Origin of the sequence: Pseudomonas sp. NFR09 (assembly GCF_900111535.1) — a bacterium.
GTDB lineage: Bacteria > Pseudomonadota > Gammaproteobacteria > Pseudomonadales > Pseudomonadaceae > Aquipseudomonas > Aquipseudomonas extremorientalis.
Genome location: NZ_FOIH01000003.1, coordinates 291,259 through 312,969, shown reverse-complemented (window position 1 = coordinate 312,969; position 21,711 = coordinate 291,259). Strand labels below are relative to the sequence as shown.

The 21,711-nt window shown below is 59.7% G+C and carries 28 protein-coding genes, 1 tRNA gene and 2 pseudogenes; 15 read left to right on the top strand and 16 right to left on the bottom strand.

Annotated features, from left to right (window positions below):
• Positions 1 to 22: 22 nt before the first annotated feature.
• The 5 genes from pstC (at position 23) to BMX59_RS08845 (ending at position 4,037) form a co-directional block, all read left to right on the top strand.
• Positions 23 to 988 carry a phosphate ABC transporter permease subunit PstC gene (gene pstC / locus BMX59_RS08865; protein WP_092243790.1) on the top strand — a complete coding sequence of 322 codons (966 nt, stop codon included), beginning with the start codon at positions 23 to 25 and terminating at the stop codon, positions 986 to 988.
• Positions 988 to 1,881 (top strand): phosphate ABC transporter permease PstA, encoded by an 894-nt coding sequence (gene pstA / locus BMX59_RS08860; protein ID WP_058427836.1) that lies wholly within the window; start codon positions 988 to 990, stop codon positions 1,879 to 1,881. The genes pstC and pstA overlap by 1 nt, the downstream gene beginning before the upstream one ends.
• A 76-nt stretch (positions 1,882 to 1,957) precedes the next feature.
• A complete protein-coding gene (gene pstB / locus BMX59_RS08855; RefSeq protein WP_217649954.1) occupies positions 1,958 to 2,719 on the top strand; it encodes a phosphate ABC transporter ATP-binding protein PstB in 762 nt (253 codons plus the stop codon).
• A 29-nt stretch (positions 2,720 to 2,748) separates the two neighbouring features.
• Positions 2,749 to 3,447 (top strand): hypothetical protein, encoded by a 699-nt coding sequence (locus tag BMX59_RS08850; protein WP_092243787.1) that lies wholly within the window; start codon positions 2,749 to 2,751, stop codon positions 3,445 to 3,447.
• Positions 3,447 to 4,037, top strand: a complete 591-nt coding sequence (locus BMX59_RS08845; protein WP_092243784.1) for a hypothetical protein — start codon at positions 3,447 to 3,449, stop codon at positions 4,035 to 4,037. The genes BMX59_RS08850 and BMX59_RS08845 overlap by 1 nt, the downstream gene beginning before the upstream one ends.
• A 57-nt stretch (positions 4,038 to 4,094) precedes the next feature.
• Here the strand turns inward: BMX59_RS08845 and BMX59_RS08840 are convergent, their stop codons facing one another.
• On the bottom strand, positions 4,095 to 4,700 hold the full coding sequence (locus BMX59_RS08840; RefSeq protein WP_093121050.1) for a cysteine hydrolase family protein: 606 nt from the start codon (positions 4,698 to 4,700) through the stop codon (positions 4,095 to 4,097).
• Between the two features lie 197 nt (positions 4,701 to 4,897).
• Here BMX59_RS08840 and BMX59_RS08835 point away from each other — a divergent pair, with 197 nt between their 5' ends.
• From BMX59_RS08835 to BMX59_RS08825, 3 genes and pseudogenes are all read left to right on the top strand, one after another.
• Positions 4,898 to 5,095: a hypothetical protein gene (locus BMX59_RS08835; protein ID WP_093121049.1), complete on the top strand. Its 198-nt coding sequence runs from the start codon at positions 4,898 to 4,900 to the stop codon at positions 5,093 to 5,095.
• 143 nt (positions 5,096 to 5,238) lie between these two features.
• Positions 5,239 to 5,433: pseudogene (locus BMX59_RS08830) on the top strand (MFS transporter); the annotation flags it as partial.
• Positions 5,430 to 5,774 (top strand): hypothetical protein, encoded by a 345-nt coding sequence (locus BMX59_RS08825; RefSeq protein WP_093121048.1) that lies wholly within the window; start codon positions 5,430 to 5,432, stop codon positions 5,772 to 5,774. The pseudogene BMX59_RS08830 and the gene BMX59_RS08825, both read left to right, overlap by 4 nt.
• A 50-nt stretch (positions 5,775 to 5,824) precedes the next feature.
• On the opposite strand, the gene BMX59_RS08820 is transcribed toward BMX59_RS08825, so the two are convergent.
• The gene (locus tag BMX59_RS08820; protein ID WP_139212858.1) at positions 5,825 to 6,700 is read right to left on the bottom strand and encodes a hypothetical protein; all 876 of its coding nucleotides are present in this window, start codon (positions 6,698 to 6,700) and stop codon (positions 5,825 to 5,827) included.
• Positions 6,701 to 6,782: 82 nt separating this feature from the next.
• On the opposite strand from BMX59_RS08820, the gene BMX59_RS08815 reads away from it, so the two are divergent.
• Positions 6,783 to 6,974 (top strand): hypothetical protein, encoded by a 192-nt coding sequence (locus BMX59_RS08815; protein ID WP_093121047.1) that lies wholly within the window; start codon positions 6,783 to 6,785, stop codon positions 6,972 to 6,974.
• A 45-nt stretch (positions 6,975 to 7,019) separates the two neighbouring features.
• Here the strand turns inward: BMX59_RS08815 and BMX59_RS08810 are convergent, their stop codons facing one another.
• From BMX59_RS08810 to BMX59_RS08800, 3 genes and pseudogenes are all read right to left on the bottom strand, one after another.
• Positions 7,020 to 7,583, bottom strand: a complete 564-nt coding sequence (locus tag BMX59_RS08810) for a hypothetical protein (RefSeq protein WP_139212857.1) — start codon at positions 7,581 to 7,583, stop codon at positions 7,020 to 7,022.
• 412 nt (positions 7,584 to 7,995) lie between these two features.
• Positions 7,996 to 8,223 (bottom strand): annotated as a pseudogene (locus BMX59_RS08805) (transposase); the annotation flags it as partial.
• 135 nt (positions 8,224 to 8,358) lie between these two features.
• A tRNA-Leu gene (locus BMX59_RS08800) sits at positions 8,359 to 8,445 on the bottom strand.
• A gap of 271 nt (positions 8,446 to 8,716) precedes the next feature.
• Between BMX59_RS08800 and BMX59_RS08795 the strand changes: the two genes are divergently transcribed.
• A complete protein-coding gene (locus BMX59_RS08795; RefSeq protein ID WP_092243766.1) occupies positions 8,717 to 8,902 on the top strand; it encodes a DUF2188 domain-containing protein in 186 nt (61 codons plus the stop codon).
• 20 nt (positions 8,903 to 8,922) lie between these two features.
• Here BMX59_RS08795 and BMX59_RS08790 read toward each other — a convergent pair whose 3' ends face one another.
• Positions 8,923 to 9,450: a DinB family protein gene (locus BMX59_RS08790; protein WP_093121046.1), complete on the bottom strand. Its 528-nt coding sequence runs from the start codon at positions 9,448 to 9,450 to the stop codon at positions 8,923 to 8,925.
• 125 nt (positions 9,451 to 9,575) lie between these two features.
• Here BMX59_RS08790 and BMX59_RS08785 point away from each other — a divergent pair, with 125 nt between their 5' ends.
• The gene (locus BMX59_RS08785; protein ID WP_093121045.1) at positions 9,576 to 10,265 is read left to right on the top strand and encodes a tellurite resistance TerB family protein; all 690 of its coding nucleotides are present in this window, start codon (positions 9,576 to 9,578) and stop codon (positions 10,263 to 10,265) included.
• On the opposite strand, the gene BMX59_RS08780 is transcribed toward BMX59_RS08785, so the two are convergent.
• From BMX59_RS08780 to BMX59_RS08735, 10 genes are all read right to left on the bottom strand, one after another.
• Positions 10,262 to 11,083, bottom strand: coding sequence for a hypothetical protein (locus BMX59_RS08780; protein ID WP_093121044.1), 822 nt, complete (start codon positions 11,081 to 11,083; stop codon positions 10,262 to 10,264). The two genes, BMX59_RS08785 and BMX59_RS08780, sit on opposite strands and share 4 nt — an antisense overlap.
• Positions 11,084 to 11,101: 18 nt before the next feature.
• Positions 11,102 to 11,449: a DUF2493 domain-containing protein gene (locus BMX59_RS08775; protein ID WP_025999705.1), complete on the bottom strand. Its 348-nt coding sequence runs from the start codon at positions 11,447 to 11,449 to the stop codon at positions 11,102 to 11,104.
• 65 nt (positions 11,450 to 11,514) lie between these two features.
• Entirely contained in the window at positions 11,515 to 14,229 is a 2,715-nt protein-coding gene (mgtA, locus tag BMX59_RS08770) for a magnesium-translocating P-type ATPase (protein ID WP_092243754.1), read from the bottom strand.
• A 237-nt stretch (positions 14,230 to 14,466) separates the two neighbouring features.
• Complete coding sequence (locus tag BMX59_RS08765; protein ID WP_071488216.1) at positions 14,467 to 14,760, bottom strand: hypothetical protein; 294 nt, start codon at positions 14,758 to 14,760, stop codon at positions 14,467 to 14,469.
• A gap of 514 nt (positions 14,761 to 15,274) precedes the next feature.
• The gene (locus BMX59_RS08760) at positions 15,275 to 15,886 is read right to left on the bottom strand and encodes a LysE family transporter (RefSeq protein WP_093121043.1); all 612 of its coding nucleotides are present in this window, start codon (positions 15,884 to 15,886) and stop codon (positions 15,275 to 15,277) included.
• Between the two features lie 75 nt (positions 15,887 to 15,961).
• Positions 15,962 to 16,753 (bottom strand): AraC family transcriptional regulator, encoded by a 792-nt coding sequence (locus tag BMX59_RS08755; RefSeq protein WP_093121042.1) that lies wholly within the window; start codon positions 16,751 to 16,753, stop codon positions 15,962 to 15,964.
• Positions 16,754 to 16,802: 49 nt separating this feature from the next.
• Positions 16,803 to 17,489: an arsenical resistance protein ArsH gene (arsH, locus tag BMX59_RS08750; protein WP_093121041.1), complete on the bottom strand. Its 687-nt coding sequence runs from the start codon at positions 17,487 to 17,489 to the stop codon at positions 16,803 to 16,805.
• An 11-nt stretch (positions 17,490 to 17,500) separates the two neighbouring features.
• On the bottom strand, positions 17,501 to 17,971 hold the full coding sequence (locus BMX59_RS08745) for an arsenate reductase ArsC (protein WP_093121040.1): 471 nt from the start codon (positions 17,969 to 17,971) through the stop codon (positions 17,501 to 17,503).
• Between the two features lie 13 nt (positions 17,972 to 17,984).
• A complete protein-coding gene (locus tag BMX59_RS08740; RefSeq protein WP_093121039.1) occupies positions 17,985 to 19,268 on the bottom strand; it encodes an arsenic transporter in 1,284 nt (427 codons plus the stop codon).
• A gap of 19 nt (positions 19,269 to 19,287) precedes the next feature.
• A complete protein-coding gene (locus tag BMX59_RS08735; protein WP_093121038.1) occupies positions 19,288 to 19,644 on the bottom strand; it encodes a metalloregulator ArsR/SmtB family transcription factor in 357 nt (118 codons plus the stop codon).
• Positions 19,645 to 19,821: 177 nt separating this feature from the next.
• Here BMX59_RS08735 and BMX59_RS08730 point away from each other — a divergent pair, with 177 nt between their 5' ends.
• The 4 genes from BMX59_RS08730 (at position 19,822) to BMX59_RS08715 (ending at position 21,642) form a co-directional block, all read left to right on the top strand.
• A complete protein-coding gene (locus BMX59_RS08730; protein ID WP_025856028.1) occupies positions 19,822 to 20,037 on the top strand; it encodes a hypothetical protein in 216 nt (71 codons plus the stop codon).
• A 71-nt stretch (positions 20,038 to 20,108) separates the two neighbouring features.
• Positions 20,109 to 20,804, top strand: a complete 696-nt coding sequence (locus BMX59_RS08725; protein WP_071488225.1) for an AzlC family ABC transporter permease — start codon at positions 20,109 to 20,111, stop codon at positions 20,802 to 20,804.
• Positions 20,801 to 21,112, top strand: coding sequence for an AzlD domain-containing protein (locus BMX59_RS08720; RefSeq protein WP_071488226.1), 312 nt, complete (start codon positions 20,801 to 20,803; stop codon positions 21,110 to 21,112). Before BMX59_RS08725 ends, BMX59_RS08720 begins: the two co-directional genes overlap by 4 nt.
• 176 nt (positions 21,113 to 21,288) lie before the next feature.
• The gene (locus BMX59_RS08715) at positions 21,289 to 21,642 is read left to right on the top strand and encodes a hypothetical protein (RefSeq protein WP_058427861.1); all 354 of its coding nucleotides are present in this window, start codon (positions 21,289 to 21,291) and stop codon (positions 21,640 to 21,642) included.
• Positions 21,643 to 21,711: the final 69 nt, after the last annotated feature.

Below are 21,711 nucleotides of genomic sequence, written 5' to 3'. Positions count from 1 at the left end.
CCCCTTGTTCCGGAATCAACCAATGAACAAACCCTTTGTCGTACCGGTCAACCCGGATTCTGCGTGCCAGCCACCCTCTACGAAGGATTTCCTGGTTGACCGTACCTTCCGTGCGCTTGCACGCATAGGCGTGGTGTTGGTGCTGGCGCTGGTGTTCGCGCTGGTCTTCGAAGTAGGGCGCAAGGCACTTCCCGGCATGGAAAAGCACGGTTTCGACGTGCTGTTCGGCAGTGTCTGGGACGTTAACCAAGGCAAGTACGGCATTCTGCCAGCTATTTGGGGCACGCTTTACAGCGCCCTTATTGCGTTGCTGATCGCGGGTTTTTTCGGTGTCAGCATGGCGATTTTTCTCACCCAGGATTTCCTGCCGGCAAAACTGGCAGCGGTGTTTCGCACCATCGTCGAATTGCTCGCCGCCATCCCCAGCGTGGTCTACGGCCTGTGGGGCATTTATGTGGTTATCCCGGCCATCCGCCCGCTCACTGCGTGGCTCAACAGCGAACTCGGCTGGATTCCTTTTTTCGGCACGTCCCTCAGCGGGCCTGGCCTGTTACCGGCTGCATTGGTGCTGGCGATCATGATCCTGCCGACCATCGCCGCCGTTTCCCAGGACGCCCTCACCGCAGTGCCTATGAAAACCAAGCAAGCGGCCTACGGCATGGGCACTACCCACTGGGAAGCGATTCTCAAGGTGATGGTGCCGTCCGCTGCGACCGGTATTTTCGGTTCCCTGGTGCTCGGCCTGGGTCGTGCCCTGGGTGAAACCATGGCGCTGGCCATGCTGGTCGGTAACGCCAACAACATTTCGCTGTCGCTGTTTGCGCCGGCCAACACCCTGGCGGCCCTGTTGGCGCTGAACTTCCCCGAAGCCGGCCCCAACGAGATCGAAGTGTTGATGTACGCCGCACTGGTGCTGATGTTCATCACGCTGCTGGTGAACATCATCGGTTCGATGATCATGGTCTACGCCCAGCGGGGGACTAAATAATGACTGACCTTTCTACGCCTATGACGGCGATGCCGAGCCTGCAGCGCCGGTTCGAAGGCCGGGCCCTGCGCAGTCTGGTGCTGACCACCCTGGTGTGGTTCGGCGCGCTGCTGGCCAGCGTGCCGCTGATTTCCGTGCTCTACATGCTGATCACCCGTGGCGGTGCGCGCCTGAGCCTGGAAGTGTTCACCGAATTGCCACCTACCGGTTTCGAGACTGGCGGCGGTTTTGGCAATGCCATGGCCGGCACCTTCGTGATGGTCGGTATTGCCGCCGCCATCGCGGTGCCGGTCGGCATCCTGGCGGCGATTTTCCTCGCGGAACTGGGGCCGGACAGCAAGCTGGCAAACGCCTCGCGCTTTGCCGCCAAAATGCTGACCGGCTTGCCATCGATCCTGGCCGGTGTGTTCGCCTACGCTCTGGTGGTGATGACTACCGGCACATACTCGGCCCCGGCCGGTGGCGTGGCGCTGGCCGTGCTGATGCTGCCGATCGTGGTACTCACGGCTGAAGAGTCGATGAAAATGGTGCCCAAGATCATGAAGGACGCCGCCTACGGCATGGGCTGCACCCGCTCGCAGGTGATCTGGAAAATCGTCTTGCCCACCGGCATGCCCGCGATCCTCACGGGCGTCATGCTCGCCGTGGCCCGCGCCGCCGGCGAAACCGCACCGCTGTTGTTCACCGCGCTGTTCAGCAACTACTGGATCTACCACGACGGCAGCCTGGCAGTGATGAATCCGACGGCGTCCCTGGCCGTGCTGATTTACAACTTCTCCGGCATGCCGTTCGACAACCAGCTCGAACTTGCCTGGGCGGCTTCGTTGGTGCTGGTGATGATCGTGCTGGTCGTGAATATCGTGAGCCGTATTTTCGGCAAGCCCAAGTACTAAGAACGGGAGCATCTGAATTTTGAACATGTCAACTGCGCAAGTAGCCGCTCCGTTTATCACCCAGTCGCCTGTGGTCATGGACTGCAAGCTGGACAAGATTTTCTACGGCAATTTCATGGCGGTGCGTGACAGCCATGTGCCGATCGAGAAAAACAAGATCACCGGCTTCATCGGCCCGTCCGGCTGCGGCAAATCCACGGTGCTGCGTAGTCTCAACCGCATGAACGACCTGGTGAAGGGCTTCCGTTTCGAAGGCCACGTGCACTTCCTCGGCCAGGACGTGTACGGCAAGGGCGTTGACCCGGTAGTCGTGCGCCGTTACATCGGCATGGTGTTCCAGCAGCCGAACCCGTTTTCGATGAGCATTTTCGACAATGTGGCCTTTGGCCTGCGCCTGAACCGCTACAAAGGCGACCTCGGCGACCGCGTCAAACACGCCCTGCAAGGCGCTGCGCTGTGGGATGAGGTCAAGGACAAGCTCAAGGTCAGCGGCCTCTCGCTGTCCGGCGGCCAGCAGCAACGCCTGTGCATCGCCCGCGCCATCGCCACCGAGCCGGAAGTGCTGTTGCTGGACGAACCGTGCTCGGCACTCGACCCCATCGCCACACGCCGTGTCGAAGAACTGATGGTCGAGTTGAAAAAGGACTACACCATCGCGCTGGTCACCCACAACATGCAGCAGGCGATTCGTGTGGCCGATACCACTGCGTTTTTCTCGGTGGACATCTCCCAGGGCACCCGTACCGGTTACCTGGTGGAAATGGGCGCGACCACGCAGATCTTCGAAAACCCGCGCGAACAAATGACCGGGGACTACATCAGCGGCAAGTTCAGCTGACCCGCCATTCATCGTTTTCAGGATTGCCAATGACTGCAACACGTCGTCTTGATTTGCTCGCCATCGAACGCGCCCTGCGTAAAGTGCAGAGCCGTTTTGCCCAGCTCAGCCGGGACTTTACCGAGCCACGCGACCCCCTGACGGACGAAGTGCTGCAGAATGTGCTTGAAGGCTACGCCTTGATTGACGACTATGTTGCGCGCGGTGTGGATCTGTTCGACCTTCAGCAGTTGAACCTGATGCTGGAGGTCAACGCCACCGTGCTGTGCGGCACAGACCCGGGACGCCGGCGTGAATACGCCCAGCACCTGGCGGCCACCGAAGTGCACTTTTTCAATAATGTCGAAGGTGGCATCAAGGACTTGTACAACTGGTACTGCAAGCACCACAGCGAGTCGGTGTGGAAGCGGGCCGCCGGGGTGTATGTGCGAGTGCTCAGCAAGCCGCAGTTGTTCATTGAAGGCAACCACCGCAGTGGCTCGCTGATCGTCAGCTACCTGTTGATGCGCGAGGGGTTGCCACCGTTCGTGCTGACGCTGGACAACGCCGAGGGCTATTTCAACCCGTCCTCGGTCATACGTAACTCCGCCAAGCATGGCGTCATGGCTTTGTACGAATTGCCGAAGATCAAGAAAAAATATGCCGCGTTCCTGGAAGACAAGGCCCCTGATCCAATGGAGTTTTTCCTGAGCGACACACCTGTGCCTGTGTATCAGGGAAATCAATGATGGGAAGGTACCCCGTGCTCGACACAATCAAGCAGGTGTTCAAGCGTCAACGCGTCCGTATCTCATTCGATATCGATGACACGCTGGCCTGCCAGCTGCACCACAGCGCGACCGAACACAGCCGCTTGCCGGCGTGTGTGCACCGTTGGCTGGGTGAGCCGCTGCGCAGCGGCACCCGGTCCCTGACCCGCGAGCTGCGCCGCCAGGGCTGCAGTGTGTGGGTCTACACCTCGTCGGGTCGTACGCCGTCCTACATCCGTCGTTGGTTGCTGCTGTACGGCATTCATGTGGACGGCGTCGTCAACAGCGTGCGACACAACCAGGCTCTCACCGAGCGTGGGCTGACGAGCACACCGTCGAAATTCCCACCGGCCTTCGACATCGACCTGCACGTCGATGACTCCGAGGGTGTGCAGCTTGAAGGTGTCGACCATGGTTTTCGCGTGGTGGTCGTCGACCCGGAAGACGAGCAGTGGGCGCAACGCGTGTTGGATGCGGTCGCGCAGGTCCGGGCGCAGCTTGCACGCCAGCAACCGCAGCGCCACAAGGTGCCGGTTCAGGCTTATCCGGGGTTGACGCTGAACGGTTGAGCGCAATAACGGGCATCAAGCAAAAGGGGCAACTGATTGATCAGTCGCCCCTTTTTTCTACTTGGCGCTCAATGCGTCCAGGAACTCGGTATGCCGTAACGCCTGGGAAAACATCGGCAGGGTGAAGTTCTCGGCAGCCTTTTGCTGTTCTTCGGTGAATGTCGCCGTGCAATCGGTCAGGGTCACGACGTTGTAGCCTTTTTCATAGCCTGAGCGCACGGTGCCCTCGACACAGCAGTTGGTCAGGAACCCTGCCACTACCAGGTTGTGGATGCCGTTGTTGCGCAGCACCAAGTCCAGTCCCGTGGTTGCAAACCCGTCCAGCCCGCGCTTGCCCTCCACGAGGATGTCGCTGGTTTCACGGGGAATCGCATCGGTGATTTCGGCTCCCCAACTGCCTGTGCGAAACGCGCTGCCGTCGGCAACGCCTTTGAGAATCCCATAGTCACGCGTGGTCAGTTCGGGATAGCCATCGGCGAACTGGATTGGCAGGTGAATGATCCTTACGCCCGACTTGCGTGCCTGTTGCACCGTGGTTGCGGTGTTGGCCAGCATGTCGGACTGCTGCATGACGTCTTTGACGGCGTCATGAAACACGCCCCCTGGCGTGGTGAAGTCGTTCTGGAACTCGATCAGGACAAGGGCTGTGGCGTTTGGATTCATGTCGGGTCTCCGATAGGGTTGATGACAGAGGGGCGGCGTGTCGCTTCAGCATAGACACCTCTGGCGCGTTATCCCGCAACCACCGGTTTGACCCTGGTTTTATATTTCGCCATTCGTCTAATGCCGGGCACTCCAGACGCCGTGCCGTCTCTGAACAATAAGCGCGGATAACCCGAGCCTACAAATGGAGAACCCGTATGGACATCAATGAAAACGCCCCAGGGAATATTTCACAACAGGACGTGACCCGCGGCACAGACAACGAGACCGGGCATGATCCAAGGCATGACGAGGATAATATCCCGCTCCTGCCAGACGACGAGGCACCGCTTGAAGAGGATATGTCTGACGTGGATGCTGCCGATTCAGTCGCGCGGGAACACCCCGACAATTGATGAGCCTCCCGGCACAAAAAATCCCTACCTTTGCGTAGGGATTTTTGTTGGGCCGTTCGGCTGCTGATCAGTAGAGGGTGCGAGGCAGGCTACACATCTTTCCCGTCTGGAGATTGGCAAGCGTTGATTTGCACAGGGAAAGTATGGCCTGCTCGCTGTATCTGACGAGCATGGTCAGCGCCTACCTGAATGTCACCGAGCCAAAGATCGTCGCCGGGATTGGCTTTCTCCTGGGCACGTTCGGCGGTTCTCTCCTGGCAGCAATCAACCGAGCCATCAAAGCCGCTGACCTCTGGGCGGTCATTCGCCAGCGGTTCGGGGGAGGCAATCCACCATGAATCTTGAACTGATCAACTCCATCGCCTGCGGCCTTATCGCGCTGTGGGCTGCCTGGTGCGTACTGAGCGGGAAGGTGAGGGACGGCATCCTCGGGAAGCTGATCTACTCGACGATCGCCATCAGCGGCTTCGTCGTAATGGCGCGCAGCCAGAACATCTTCTTCGGTCCGACCAGTGCTGGCCTGACGCTGCACGTCGCCCTGGCCCTGGCCGGTGCCCGCCACATCTTCATGGTCACGTACTGGCAGCGGGTGACGGTCTGGCTGTGCCGGACGCTGAACTGCGAGCACTGCTTGAACTGTGACAACCCGCCAGGTGGAATAGAGCGCAGGGACAAGTAATTCGCGCCACGTTTTCGAATGCGCCAAATCGTGTTGAACGATGGCTGAAGTCAGTGGCTTTTTCTCTCTATATTTTCGAAAAGTGACTTGAGATTGGAAGGGTCTAGGCAGTCAGGTGCTATCGTCTGCGACTGCTTGAAATAGCCCTGGACTTTCGGGTTCGCAAAATCGCCCTTAAGAGCCAACAGGTAATACCCGTCGGCGCGAAACTTTTCCAGGCTCAGAGAAACAGGTTCGAAGAAGTCCCTCATAGTGGTCAAGGGTAGTTGACGGTTGGCTTCCGTTTTCAGTGAATCTTTGAAGCAGTACGAGCGTATCGCCGGCAATGGATAGTGGTCAGAGTACAGATCTGGTCGCTCTAGGGCATTGGCTAGCTGGCTATACTTGCGAAGAAATTCGGGGTCATCGAACTTGAATCGCAGGAACGCCTCGTCACAGTCGCGCAACAGCATTATCGCTCCGGCAACCAGGCCTTGATCCGCAGCGCTCTGGTAAAGCGCGCAGGCTTCTACATGCATAGCCTTATGGCCATTTAAAAAGGTTGCCGCGCGACTCTCTTGCATATTCGCCAACATGAAAGTAGCTACACCGTGCCCCCCGGCGCTAGCTTTACGCAGTTCATCCTCATAGGTCTCAAGTCCTTTCGTTGCCTCCTGTATTGATTGGCTCAGTGTGAGCTTGTCAGTTTTACCCTGCTGTTCGTTTTCAACCAGCTGATCAGCTCGTTGCTGTATGTCATCAGCTAACAGCATTGCGTGTTCAAAGACAGCTTCGGTTTCGGGGGATGGCGCAGCCTGTACCTCAGCACACAGAGCTATGCTGAAAAGCAGGACTGAAAGACGAAGTTTCAAAGGCGTTTCTTCCGTGATTGCAGTTGTTCGAGTCGCCATTACTGTAATGGATTCAATCAGGGTGGGGTAGCTCACGTGCTTGACCGTCACTCCGGTATGAGTCGGAGTTATGGTGAGGTTTCCGATTGGTGCAGAGTTTCATTGCAGAGGGTCATGCATGAGCAACGTCATCCGCCTGCGCCACGCGCTTCCGATGAGCCCGGAAATCAACAAGGCCCTGACTGATCTGGATAGCGCCATTGCCAAGGCGATCGAGGCTTCCAAGGCTTCCGGGCTGCCCCAGGGCTTGATCGTCGCAGATCTGCACGGCCATGCCCACGCACAGACACACCAAATGGTGACCGAATAACTGGCAAGTCGCAGTTGTTCAGGCCGAGACTTAACAGCCATCAGGTTAGGGTTTTACGCTGGGGGAAAGGCAAGATCTGAGCGATTGCTGATGCTTTTCAAGTTGAATCATGGCCTCTTCCCGGCGCTCGCCCTGCAAAGCATGTGTCCATGGCGGATTGACCGCCAGTTTTTCTTCAATGTCAGCAATTACACGCTGTATTGCCAAGCACGGGTCATTCGCTTTTACACGGTTGCCCAATTGAGAGTTGAGATTCTTGTACTCCCCAAGCAGATTCGTTAGCTGAGTCAACTGCTGGTTCGCGGCATTTAGGTCTGAGTCGGACCTGTTCAACTTAAGCTCTAGGTCATGCGCTTTGGCCTGCAGCTGATCGGATTTCTCCGAAAGGGTTTTCTTCTCAAGCTGCAGCTCAGCGATTAGCTTGGCTTGCACCTCGACGGTCGATTGAATCTTTCCAATGCCAACTAATTTTTCGGCGCCGTAACCGACAAGATGAAAAAGCGGTACAGCGGCTATCAGGCCTGCTCCGAAAGTAGCGATAGCTCTCAGGAGCATTCGAGGTTTTTTTTCAAGGTGATTGAGCTGTTGTGTCGGGGCTACTTTCTTCATCAGGTAATGCGAATCTCGCTAGTCCAACCCATTCATCACGCGACTAAATCACAAATATGGGCGGATCGTTGATCGGGAAAAAGTGCCGCAGGTGAGTGCGGCACAGCTGGCTCAGTTCACCTTCAGGGCCTCTTGAATCTGGTCAGCATATTCGCTGAGCTTATTCATCTCGTCTGCGACGATATTACAGTCAGCAGGGGTATTTGAAACCTTGGCTTGAATGAGAGCGAGAGCGGCAATTACGGCCAGGCTACGCTTGTCTTCAGCGGATTTTGAGCGAAGGTTGTAGTTGGATAGCTCCGTAAATAGTTGCGACATGTTTGATCTCTATATGATGTGAATTTGATCCCCACCAATACCGGCATCCAGCCACTATTTCAAGTCCTGCCCAAGCGAGGCACCAAAGTCTCAAGACCTGTTGGAAATAGCCGTAGAGGTAGAGTTTAAGCAGGTCGCCGGGATGGTACGACGGGCGTCCGGTTGCTTTTGGAACGGCTTTGTCGAACCCAAGTTGCTCAAGGTCCAGCAGAGAAATATAGGCTTCGATCACCCGAACCAGATGGTCTTCGGGAATGAGTTCGTCCAGTGAGACTGGAAACAGAGTGCCTTGAGTACGGTCTTCACCTTGGATATAGCGCATAAGAAAAATGCCCGTATCTTGCGATACGGGCATTTTTCTTAAACCGGGCGGCAGATTGCTAGGTTTTCACACAGCCTGCTGGGGCGGGTTTTAAAAGGCTTCATGGACGTTACTGGCTGCCCATGGAGCAAGAGATGGTGCCCGAACCCGGAATCGAACCGGGACGCCCTTACGAGCGGGGGATTTTAAGTCCCATGCGTCTACCAGTTTCGCCATTCGGGCGGTAGCGCGGTGTAGCAGGGTTGGGAATATATAGATCCAGACGCTTGGATGCAAGGTCGCAGAGGGGCTTTATTGCATTCGTGGGTGGGCGAAAAAGCTTGCCAGATCAGTGATCTAGAAAGGTTTTCGGCAGCGGTCCGGAGGATGTCGTCGGCCCGCGCTGTTGACCCTGGCATCAAAAGCCGACACGACATGCGGTCGTCCATTGCGGTGTTCGGGGTGTAAGGTAAAGCCTGCAACGCTGGCAACATCTCAGGTAGACGAGGTGATTATGAGCACTCCAATGCTGAACAAGCTGCACATCAATGGATACGACGTGGTACGGGTAAACTATGGACCCTGGCGGGTGTGCACGCCCCAGGACCGGTTGGCGTCGTTCAATTCCCGTGAGCAGGCACTGGCGTATGCTGCCACGCTGCCCGGGTATCGTGCCCGCACCAGGCCGATGGCCAAGTAGATCGATGCTTGCTGCCGAACTCAGTCGATCAGCGCCAGTAAATCCGTAGTGCCCACATCCAGCCCCGCCTGGGACAGCAGCGTGGTGGCCTGGCCCCGGTGATGCGTCTGGTGGTTGAAGAAATGCACCAGCAGGCTGAAGAAGGGTTTGTCGGCTGTCACCCCGCGCATGTTGCTGTAGTGCAGGCGCTGATTCAGGTCGGGCTCGCGCACGGTGTGGGCCCAGTCGATGATCAGTTGGTCCAGCCAGGCGCGGTGGATGGCCAGTTCGCGGATATCGGCAAATGCCAACTGCCTCAGGTCGACTGGTGCGGCAATCGCCTCCAGCGGCGCCAGCGCCGTGTAGCCGGCTGGATGCCCGGCAAACCGCTTGAGCCACACGGTGTCGCCCAGCGCTACATGGTTGAGCGTGCCGAGGATCGAGCCGAAAAACGCCTGGCGATCCATCAATAACTCGGCGTCCGATAGCGTACTGGCCGCGTCGTAGAGCTTGCGGTTCATCCACTGGTTGTAGTTCGCCATCAATGCGATGTGTTCAATCCGGTTCACGTGGGTGTTCTCTCGAAGACGCGGTGACGGGATGATAAGCCGTGCCCGCCCGGCGGTCATGGTGTTCCGGCAAGGCCGGGCTATGGTTGTCAGACGCCAACACTGCGCTCTGGGAGGGTAGCACCATGAACACCAGCGACTTACTGGAACAACTCTTGCGCGCCGGGCAAGGTGGCAGTGCTTCCACTGGCGGCCTCGGCGGGCTGCTGGGCGGTTTACTGAAAGGCTCCAGCACCGGCAACGCTTCCACCGGTGGCGGCCTGGGTGATCTATTGGGCGGCCTTGGCGGCATGCTGGGCGGTACCACGGGCGCTCGTCCTGCCCAAGGGCGTTCCGGGGGAATGAATTACGCGGCACTCGCGTCCCTGGGCATGGCCGCATTCCAGGCCTATCAGGCCTGGCAACGCCAGCAGGCCAACGCGCCACAGCAAGCCTTCCAGACGGTGGACCAGCTCGACGGTCCCGCCGCCGAAGCCCACAGCCACGCGGTACTGCGTGCCTTGATCGCGGCGGCCAAGGCAGACGGGCGCATCGATGAGCAAGAGCAGCAGTTGATTTCCAATGAACTGGGCCGGCATACCGACGACCCGCAACTGCAACAATGGCTCGACGCTGAGGTGGCCAAGCCGCTGGATGCGGCGGATTTCGCCGAGTTTGCCAGCGACCCGGCGGTGGCAGCCGAGGTGTACCTGGCCAGTGTGATGCTGGTGGACGATCAGCAGGACGCCGAACGCAATTACCTGGACGACCTGGCAGGGCAGTTGCAAATCGACCCGCAATTGCAACTGCACCTGGAACAACAAGCCAAGGCCTAGAAGCGCAGTGTGGCGCCGGTGGTCAACCACTGCGCCCGATCCCCGATCAGGCTGCGACCGACCACCAGGTCCACGTCGACGAATTCGCCCAAATGCAGCCGGGGCCCGGCCTGCCAGGCCTGGTCACCGCCTTCCTGGCCGTAGCGCTCGGCGATCAGCGTCAACAACGGTGCCACCTGATACTCGAAACCGGTGCCCCAGGTCAGGCGGTGTTGCTGGTCACCATCGTTGTAGGCATGGGACCAGCCGGCATTCAGGTTCAGCCGCAGGGGCGTCAGCGGTTGCCAGGTCAACGGGATATTGAAGTCTGCGCCATCAAACCCGTGTTGACGACCCAGGGCAAAATGCGCGCCGGCGGACAGGGCCAGCTCCAGGCCCAGATCCTCCCGCGACCATACCTGGGCCTTGAGCTGCGGGTTCACCTGGGTTTCGCCCTTGTCTGTGCTGGTTGCACGCGACAGGGCGGCACCCCATTGCACCGACGGCAGCGCGGCGAAGGTACAGGCCGGTGACAGCGTTTCTGTATGCGTACTGCCGTCGTGGCGGTCAGCGGTGTACCAGGCGTCGACGTTGCATTCGCCCGGCGCGTTGATCGCGCCATCGTCGACCACATAGGAACCGCCGGCTGCGTTGGCTTTTGACAGCAAGGCAATCGTCAACAGGATGCCCAGTGTCAGGCCGATAAAGATCAAATTGCGCTGCAATGCGCGGCGTTTGGCCGGTGGCAGCAGCAGTAACGTGTGGCGTGCGCCGCGGTAGTGACGCGCACGGTATTTGGCAAACCCGTCCTGGCGGGCTGGGGTGTGTTTTTTGTGCATGATGCACCTCACATGAATTCAGCTTTCTACGGTCAGTACCGAAATGCCGCTGGCCTTGGCCTGGCACACCAGCTCGCTGGTGTCGTCCCCGCCGGGCAGGGCGATGACCACATCGGGGCGGCTGTCGGTCAGCATGAAATGGTTGCGCTGGCGTTCCGCCTGTTTGCCGTGGCGTTGCCAGTTGGGCGGGTAGCGCACCACGTCGATGCCCAGTTCCCGCGCCCATTCCTCGACGTCACTGCCGAGGAATTGGTTGCCGCCGTGGATCAATACCTGCACCGGACGCAGGCGGTGGTAAGCGTCCAGCACCTGGCGGGACATTTTGGTGTCGGCGTAATGACGACCTGCACAGATCAAGACGCGCATAGGGTGTTTCCTTGTAGTGCACGGTGGCGGCCGGGCGACCGCCACCGTTTAAACGGCGGGGAAGATCAGTACCACTGCTTGAAGCGGCGGATGTAGATCGTCTTCATCAGTTGGGCCACGCAGCAGTAGCTGAGCAGGGTGCCCACCAGCCATGGGAAGTAGGCCATCGGCAACGGTTGCAGGCCCACCAGGGTGCCCAGCGGCGAGAACGGCACGTAGATCCCCAGTACGATCACCACGCAGGTCATCATCAACACCGGCCACGCGGCGGTGCTCTGGAAGAAAGGGATCTTGCGGGTGCGCAACATGTGCACCACCAGGGTTTGCGAGAGCAGGCCCTCGATGAACCAGCCGGACTGGAACAGGGTCTGCATCTCGACGCTGTTGGCGGCGAACACGTACCACATCAGCGCAAAGGTGGTGATGTCGAAGATCGACGAAGTCGGCCCGATCCAGATCATGAAGCGGCCGATGTTTTTCGCATCCCACTTGCGCGGCTTGGCCAGGTATTCCTTGTCCATCTTGTCCCACGGCAGCGCCAGCTGGGAGATGTCGTACATCAGGTTCTGCAGCAGCAGGTGGATCGACAGCATCGGCAGGAACGGAATGAATGCACTGGCGACCAGCACCGAGAACACGTTGCCGAAGTTGGAGCTGGCGGTCATGTTCAGGTACTTCATGATATTGCCGAAGGTTTCGCGGCCCTTGAGCACACCTTCTTCCAGCACCATCAGGCTCTTTTCCAGCAGGATGATATCGGCTGATTCCTTGGCGATATCGGTGGCGGTGTCGACCGAGATCCCCACGTCGGCATCACGCAGCGCCGGTGCATCGTTGATCCCGTCACCGAGGAAGCCTACGGTGTGGCCGTTGGCTTGCAGCGCCTTGAGCACCCGGGATTTCTGCAGCGGTGTCAGCTTGGCAAACACGGTACGTTCTTCCACGCGGCGCAGCAGCGTCGCGTCGTCCATCGCTTCGATCTCGGTGCCCAGCAACGGCTGGCCTGGATCGAGGCCGACCTGGCGGCAGATCTTGCTGGTGACCACGGCGTTATCGCCGGTGAGCACTTTGATCGCCACGCCAATCTGTTGCAGCGCGGCAATCGCAGGGCCGGCGGTTTCCTTCGGTGGATCAAGGAAGGTCAGGAAGCCCTGGATCACCAGGTTGCGCTCATCGGCCGTGGTGTACTGCTGACGCGCCAGGGATTTAGGGATGTGACGGGTCGCCACTACCAGCACGCGGAAACCGTCCTCGTTGTAGTCGTTGGCGATCGCCAGCAGCTCCTCGCGGCGACGATCATCCAGTGGCACCGCAGCGCCGGCCTCCATCACATGCGTGGAAATGCTCAGCATCTCTTCCACGGCGCCTTTGCACACCAGCAGTTGATCGTCGGCGGCATCCTTGACCACGATCGACAGGCGACGGCGGACGAAGTCGAACGGCAACTCATCGACTTTGCTGTAGGCAAACGGCACCTGGAACTTCGGATTACGTTCCGAGAACTCCACCACCGCCTGGTCCATCAGGTTTTTCATGCCGCTCTGGTGATGGCTGTTGAGCCAGGCCAGGGACAGCACGGCGTCGTCACGTTGGCCGAAGGCGTTGACGTGGTGTTCGAGAATGATCTTGTCCTGGGTCAGGGTGCCGGTCTTGTCGGTGCACAGCACATCCATCGAACCGAAGTTCTGGATCGCGTTGAGGCGCTTGACCACCACTTTGCGCTTGGCCATGGCCGTGGCGCCCTTGGCCAGGTTGGCGCTGACGATCATCGGCAGCATTTCCGGGGTGAGGCCTACGGCAACTGCCAGGGCAAACAGGAACGCATCCCCCCAATCACCCTTGGAGAAACCATTGAGCAGGAACACGATCGGCACCATCACCAGCATGAAGCGGATCAGCAACCAACTGACGCTGTTCACGCCGCGGTCGAACGCGGTTTGCACCCGCGAGCCGACAATCGCCTTGGCCAGGGAGCCAAAGTAGGTGCGTGCCCCGGTGGCCACGACGACAGCTTGTGCCCGACCGCTGACCACGTTGGTGCCCATGAAGCAGATGTTGGGCAGGTCCAGCAGGTTGCCCTGGTCGGCGGCCATGGCGCTGGCGGATTTCTGTGTGACCTCGCCGAGGGTGTCGTACTTTTCCACCGGCAAGGCTTCGCCGGTCAGCACCGCCTGGCTGATGAACAGGTCACGGGACTCGATCAGGCGGATATCGGCCGGGATCATGTCGCCGGCCGACAGCTGCACGATATCGCCGGCCACCAGCTCGCGCATCGGCACTTCACGCAGGGTCGGTTGCGAGCCCACTTGCTCACGGCGCAGTACGGTGGCCGTGGTGCGGACCATGGCCTTGAGGGCTTCGGCGGATTTGGCCGAGCGATGTTCCTGCCAGAAGCGCAGCAGGCTGCTGAGCAATACCATGGTCATGATGATGATGACTTTGGTCGGGTCGGCGTCTTCGCCTTCCTGCATCGGCAGCCAGCAGTCAGTGAAGAAGCTGATGCCGCCCAGGGTCAGCAGCACATAGATGAATGGGTTGTTCAGTGCCTGCAGGAACTGCACGATGGCGTGAGGCGGCTTGTCATGGGCGACTTCATTGTAGCCTTCGCGTTGCAGGCGCGCCTGGGCGTCCAGCTCGGTGAGGCCGTCCTTGGTGGCGCGGACGTTGGCCAAGGTGGCCGACAATCCGTTCTGGGCTTCGCGGGCGGCACGCATCGACAGTCTGGTGTCGGTGTGGCTGCTGCTCTTTTTGTTCAATGGGGCGTTTTTTACGGCGCTCATGGTGTGTGCTCCTGTCGCCAATTTTTCGACAAAACATACCCGTTACCGGCCTGATGACAGGCGAGCGAAAGCATGCCGAGTCGCTAACTTCGCGATCGGTTTAAATAAGGTGTTCACATAACTTCTACAGTGCCCGCTAACAGCGCGTTAATTAATTAGCGCGCAGCGGGCTACTACTGGACGTGTTCATAAAAGAACTCCAGAACAATAATCAGGAAGTTGCTGTTTCCAGCCAAGTCAGGCGGCGCGAGCGCTCACATACAGACCGAGCATCAAGCTGGCCTTTGCCAGGCTGGAAACCTTGGGTCTCTGTGGGTCTTGAGGGTCGGCGTGATCCCAGTGCTGGACCAGTTGGCCGCTGTCAGGGCAGATACGCCAATGCGCCAGCGGGTAGGCCGGGCGCACTTGGGGGGAGGGTGCAGCAAAGGTTGAGCGGGTAGGCGAAAAACCCACAGGCTCACGGCACAGCTTGGCACGCAGGGCTGCCGCTAGTGTGCGTACATCGGGCAAAGCAAGGGTTAGCAAGGTCATACACACCTCGGGACCGGACAAGCGACCGGCGAGGCAGTTACGGTGGAGCATCAAGCTCTAGCGCAGCTTACCGGACCGGGGAGGCGAGTCCTGTCATGTTCTGGGTTTGGCGCCCGATGCCCGCCAAGGCGGTGCTCGGACAGCGACTAGATACTGTGTCCATTGGCTTCTTTTGTGAGGTTTAAAAAAGGCCCCAGTTGCAGGCACGGGCAATCTACTCAGGGCGATGCAGGATGTCAACGCTTAATGTATTAATTCATTACAAGTTCAGAGTCTGTTCAGATAGAAGGGCTGTTTCAGTTCTGCTTCGGCTGTATCGTTACTTGCACTTCTTCAGCGTTGTGAGCGGGAAGTAGTTGTTTTTGAAGGTGGAGATGAACGGGCTTGTCTATATCCCGTGGCGCACGAACACCACGACCTGCCCGCCGGCCATCCGCACCTGCTGCACCATCACGCCGGCGTGCATGGGCATGCCTATGTGATCGATGACCTGCACCGCCGCTGGCCGGCCTGATCAGAGGCCTTGCCAGGCCAGCAGCGCCAGGTAGATCAGCACCAGCCCACAGGCGGCATAACTGATGCGCTGCCAAGTGGGCGAGGCGTTCTGCCGCAACAGGTTCACCAGAGCGGCAATCAGAAAGCATGACAAGATCGACGCGAGCATGAACCCGGCAAAGAACATCAGCGTCTGCCCGTGGCTGGGCGTGGTGCCGACGATCCCCGACAGCGCACTGCCCAGTGCGCCCCAGTAGACGATGTTCTTCGGGTTGGCCAGGGAAATTGCAGCGCCTACCGCCAGGGCATTTTGCCGGGTGCTGGCCGGCGCGCTGTCCGGTTGTGGCAGGTGCCAGGCATCGATCAGGCTGCGTGCGCCCAGCCAGGCCAGGTACAACGCACACACCACCGTCAACGGCACACGCACCGTGTCATGCTGGATCAGCAGGGCGATCCCGGTCAGGCCGATCACTGCCCACACGGCATCGCCCACCAATGAGCCGAACTGCACCAGCAGGGCGGGTGTAAAGCCATGCAGCAAGCCACGGCGCAGGGTCTCCGCGAGCACGGCGCCGGGGGAGAGGCAAAACACAAAACCGAATATCAGTGCATAAAAAAAGATCGTCAGCATGCCCGCATTTCCTTCAAGTGAGGTGGGGCAGTGTGAGGGTGTGCAGGTGCGGTGTCTTGGACCAGATTGCGCTGTTCAGCGCTTCACGGTGCTTTGATAGTGGCCAGGAGTGATGCCGTAGGCCGCCCGGAAATGCCGGTTCAGGTGACTCTGGTCGGCGAAGCCCAGGTCGTGGGCCGCCTCGCCGGCGGGAACCCCATTGCGCAACAGGCTTTTGGCGCGACGGGTACGCAACTGCATGGCCCACTCCCTGGGCGTCAGCCCGGTTTCTTTCTGGAAGGCACGCAGCAGGTGGAATTTGGACAACCCCAGTTCGCCGCCCAGGTGGTCCAGGGTCAGGGGTTGATGCAGGTGTTCGGCGAGTAATGCCTGGGCGCGGCTGATCAGGGGTTTGCCGGGGCTGGCGGTGCCGGGCAGACGTACGCCGCTGATGTTCACGACCTCTGCCAACAGCAGCACCAAGGCATCTTCATTCACGTCGCGAACCAGCGTGTCACCGTTTAGCGCACCCTTGATTGCGGCGGCCAGTCGCAGGGCAAGTTCGGGCTGAACACATAAGGCACGGTCAAATTCCAGATGCACCAGCCCCAGGTCCGCCGCCAATTGATCCGCCGTGGCGTACAGGCTCACAAAGTGCCAGGGCGCACCATCGGCCGCACCGCCGCCTTGAATCTGACCGGGGTTGTACAGGGTGATGGAGCCTGGGCCGGCGTGGAACTCGCGACGATCCAGCCAGACCTTTTCCTCGCCTGCCAGGTTCACGCCGATCACACATTCATCATGGCTGTGGCGGGCAAAAGTCAGGCCGGTGCAGGTAGTGCTGCTGACTTCATAGTTGCCCAGCCAGGCGTGTTGCACGGCGCTCATCGATTTCACTCAGTCGGGGACAGGCACGAGCATACGCTGGCAGGGGTGGTCAAATCGACCGTTGATTGACCCGGCGCGACAGTTCATCGGCGCTTTCCTTGCGTTCCGAGTAACGGTCCACCAGGTCGGGACGGTCGCGCAGCAGCAGGGTGAAGCGCACCAGTTCTTCCATTACATCGACGACCCGATCATAAAGCGCCGAGGGCTTCATGCGGTCCTGTTCATCGAACTCCATGAAGGCCTTGGGTACCGAGGACTGGTTGGGGATGGTGAACATGCGCATCCAGCGCCCCAGCACCCGCAGCTGGTTGACGGTGTTGAAGGACTGGGAGCCGCCGGACACTTGCATCACCGCCAGGGTCTTGCCCTGAGTCGGGCGGACCGCGCCCAGGGTCAAGGGCACCCAGTCCAGTTGCGCCTTGAACACCGCCGACATCGAGCCATGCCGCTCGGGCGAGCACCACACCTGGCCTTCGGACCACTGCATCAGTTCCAGCAGTTCCTGCACCTTGGGGTGGTCACTGGGCGCGTCATCCGGCAATGGCAGGCCGCTGGGGTTGAAGATGCGGGTATGCGCGCCAAAGTGCTGCAACAGCCGTGCGGCTTCTTCCACCAGCAGGCGGCTGAACGAGCGTTCGCGGGTCGAACCGTAGAGCAGCAGGATGCGCGGCGGCTGGTCCGGGCTGGCCGGTTTTGAGTCGATCAGGGACAGGTCCAGATTGGGCAGCGTCGTCATAGGGCCTCCGATTACAACTGCGCAATGCGCGCGAGTTCCGCCTTGAGGTCGGCAGGGCCGAGTTCGCCGAAGGGCAGGACGAAGAACGCCCTGCAGCGCGTGGCGATGGTCTTCAGTGTGGCGTCGAATGCCGCTTGCACACTGGCGTCGTCACCCTGGACGTCCGACGGGTCTTCCAACCCCCAGTGCGCCGTCACGGCCGGCCCGAAGTACACCGGGCAGGCTTCGCCGGCGGCCTTGTCGCACACCGTAATCACCACATCCGGCGGGCTGCCTTCAAAGGCATCGTTGCCCTTGCTGTACAACCCTTCGGTACTGATCCCGGCCGCCTGCAACGTGCTCAAGCTACGTGGCAGCACCTGGCCCTTGGGAAAACTGCCGGAGCTGATCGCTTCGAAGCCTTCCGGCGCCAGGTGGTTGAACATGGCTTCGGACAAGATGCTGCGGCAGCTGTTGGCGGTACACATGAACAGGACTTTCATCGGGGTATCTCCGTTAGAAACTCAGGCGCAAGGCGAGGGCGGCGAGGGTGATCAACAGCACCGGCAGGGTCAGCACGATGCCGACCTTGAAGTAGTAGCCCCAGGTGATGCTGATGCCTTTGCGCGCCAGGATGTGCAGCCACAGCAAGGTGGCCAGGCTGCCGATAGGGGTGATCTTCGGGCCGAGGTCGCTGCCGATCACGTTGGCGTAGATCATCGCGTCCTTGACCACACCCACGGCATGGCTGGACTCGATGGACAGCGCGCCGACCAACACCGTCGGCAGATTGTTCATCGCCGACGACAGCAGCGCCGTCAGCACACCGGTGCCCATGGCCGCGCCCCACACGCCGTAAGTGGCAAACGTGTCGAGCCAGGTGGCCAGGTAGGTGGTCAGGCCGGCGTTGCGCAGACCGTAGACCACCAGGTACATGCCCAGGGAAAAGATCACGATCTGCCACGGTGCTTCCTTCAGCACTTTGCGCGTGGAAATCTTGTGCCCCTTGGCGGCGATCACCAGCAACAGCAGGGCACAGGCGGCGGAAATCGCACTGATCGGAATGCCCAGCGGTTCCAGGGCGAAGCACCCCACCAGCAGGATGCCCAGCACCCACCAGCCGGCGCGGAAGGTCGCGCGGTCGTGGATGGCGCTGGCGGGGTCGTCCAGGTCGGCCGGGTCGTAGGTTTGTGGAATATCGCGGCGGAAGAACCACAGCAATACCGCCAGGGTGGCCGCGACGCTGACGAAGTTCACCGGCACCATCACGGCGGCGTATTCGTTGAAACCGATCTTGAAGTAGTCGGCCGAAACGATGTTCACCAGGTTCGACACCACCAGCGGCAGGCTGGCCGTGTCGGCGATGAATCCCGCGCCCATGACGAAAGCCAGGGTTGCCGCCGGGGAAAAGCGCAGGGCCAGCAGCATCGACATCACGATGGGCGTCAGGATCAGCGCTGCGCCGTCATTGGCAAACAACGCCGACACCAGCGCGCCGAGCAGCACCATATAGGCAAACAAACGCCGTCCGCGTCCACGTCCCCAGCGCGCCACATGCAAGGCGGTCCAGGCAAAAAAACCGGCCTCATCCAGCAGCAGGCTGATGATGATCAGCGCGACAAAAGTGCCGGTGGCATTCCAGATGATGTGCCATACCACTGGAATGTCGGCCAGGCTGATCACGCCGAAGGCCAGGGCCAGGATCGCGCCCAGGGTTGCGCTCCAGCCGACGCCCAGGCCTTTGGGCTGCCAGATGACCAGAACAATGGTGAAGATAAAAATCGCGATGGCGACAAGCATGGATAAACGCTCCGGTGGCTCAGCAGCAGGTGCTGGCCCGTTGTGGTCGGTCGCCCATTGCATCCAGACGCAGTGCGTCGCTGTGCAACCAGGGCTGGTTGGCTTGCAAAGTGGTGTACAGCACGGCAGTGACCCAGTCGGGTAATGCCGGATTGATGCGGTAATAGATCCATTGACCCTGACGACGATCCAGCAGCAAGCCGCAACTGCGCAGTTGCGCCAGGTGACGGGAGATTTTTGGCTGGCTGTCGTCCAAGGCATGGATCAGTTCGCACACGCAAAGTTCGCCTTCGCGCAGGATCAATAACGTCAGGCGTGCCCGGGTGGCATCGGCCAGGCATTTGAACAGGGTGGGCGGGGAGATGAGGTCCGACATGGTCAAGGCCTTCGTATATATGGTTATCCGAATATACGTATTCCCATATGTATTGGTCAAATCCTGTTTCAATTGACTTGGATCATATGTCTCGAAAATCACCACAAGTGTCTGAAATTAAAATGAAACACGAATGTCCTAAAGTGCCTGCCCATTGCTGATGAAGGAAGACCCCGCGTGACCCGTGCCACTCGCAACCTGCGCAAGACCCTGGATTCCGTCGCGGAAAATAACGAAACCGCGGCGTTCGACCTGATGCGCGCCGTCGAAAAGCTCGGCGATGAAGTGCTGCGCCAGCGCCTGCTCAATACTATTCACCGACTCAACCAGGATGCTCACGAACTGCGCGAAGCGCGTGATTCGGTGGAACAAGTGTCGGTCCGGCTCGCCTGAGCAAGATCGTTCAAGACAACTCCATTGTTGCGCTGGCATGCTTGTCGACTGTCTGTCGATGAGCCGTTTCCATGCCTACCGCCTTACCTCATTACGCCTTCGCTCGCGGCGCCATTGCCGTCATTCCCTTGTCCCTGGCCTGTGCGCCCTGGGGACTGTTGGCCGGTTCCATGGCCATCGATGCACAATTCAGCCCGTTGGAAGCCCAGGGCCTTTCTGCCATCGTATTCGCCGGTGCTGCGCAACTGGTTGCCATCGGCATGGTCAAGAGCGGCGCCAGTCTGATTTCCATCGTGCTGACCACCTTGCTGCTGACCTCCCAGCATTTGCTGTATGGCATGCACTTGCGGCCGGTCCTTTCTCCCCTCAAGACCCGCTGGCGCATGAGCCTGGGCTTTCTGCTGACCGACGAATTCTTTGCGCTGGTCAGTCACTATGACCGCGAGACCTTCAATCGCTGGTATGCCTTGGGTGTCGGCCTGACGTTCTATATCGCCTGGAACCTGTTCACCCTGGCCGGCATCGTGCTTGGTAAAAGCATTCCCGGCCTCGACCAACTGGGCCTGGAATTTTCCATCGCCGCCACCTTCATCGCCTTGATTACGCCGGTGGTGCGTGACGTTCCCACGGTGGTCTGTGTGGCGGTGTCATTGCTGTTCTCGGTGTGGCTGAGCTTCCTGCATTGGGAATCGGCGGTGGTGGTGTCCGGCCTGCTGGGCATGAGCGCAGGGTATGCCTGCAAGCGACTGGGAGTAGGGCAGCAATGATCTACATCATGATTGTGGCCATGGGCCTGGTGGTGTTTCTCAACCGTTACCTGTTTATCGAGCCACGCCTGCCGGTGCGCCTCAACCGTGGCGCGCGGGAGTTTCTGGGATTCGCGGTGCCGGGGATGCTCACGGCGATTTGCGGGCCGATCATTTTCCTGGCTGACCACCAGCTCAACCTGAGCCCGGCCAACCCTTACCTGCTGGCGGGTATCAGCGCCGTGGCATTGATGTTCTGGACGCGCAATGTGTTGATGACGGTGCTGCTGAGCATGGCGTTGTTCTATCTGTTCCGCTGGCTGCTCTGAGTACAACCGGGGCAAAAAAAAGCCCGCGGGAGAGCGGGCGGAAGGAAGACTTCTAAAAATGAGCGTGACCACTATAGGTCGCGCCTTGCCCCTTTACAGTGAAACAAAGTTCATGCGGCCGTCAGTCCTGCCTGTCGCAATGGTACAGTCGCGTTTTTTTCCAACGGAGCAATGGCATGCACAAGGTGGTAATTGGCGCACTGGTACTGGCGGCCCTGGCCGGTTGCGCGGGTTCGAAGATGAAAGAGGCGCGCGCAGGCACGCCTTACAAGACCCTGGCTTCGGACAAGGCCACCCTGGTCGTTGCCGAATGCGTGCAGTTCGGCTGGCAGGACGAAAGTGTCTTCGGCGTTGACGCCGGCGGCTTCAAGGAGCCAATCGGCGCGGGTGGCTTCACGGTGTACACCACCGCCGGCGATTACTTCGTCGATGTGCAGAGCGCGGGCAGCGGTTCCACCATCAAGTACTACGCCATCGAAGACAACATGCCGGCCAAGCGTCGTTTGGCCGCATTGGCGACCTGCCTGTAATCCCTTGCCTTAGTCGATTTAGGAAATGCCTGGCACGACAGCCGCGAGGCATTCGCTTATGATTCACCG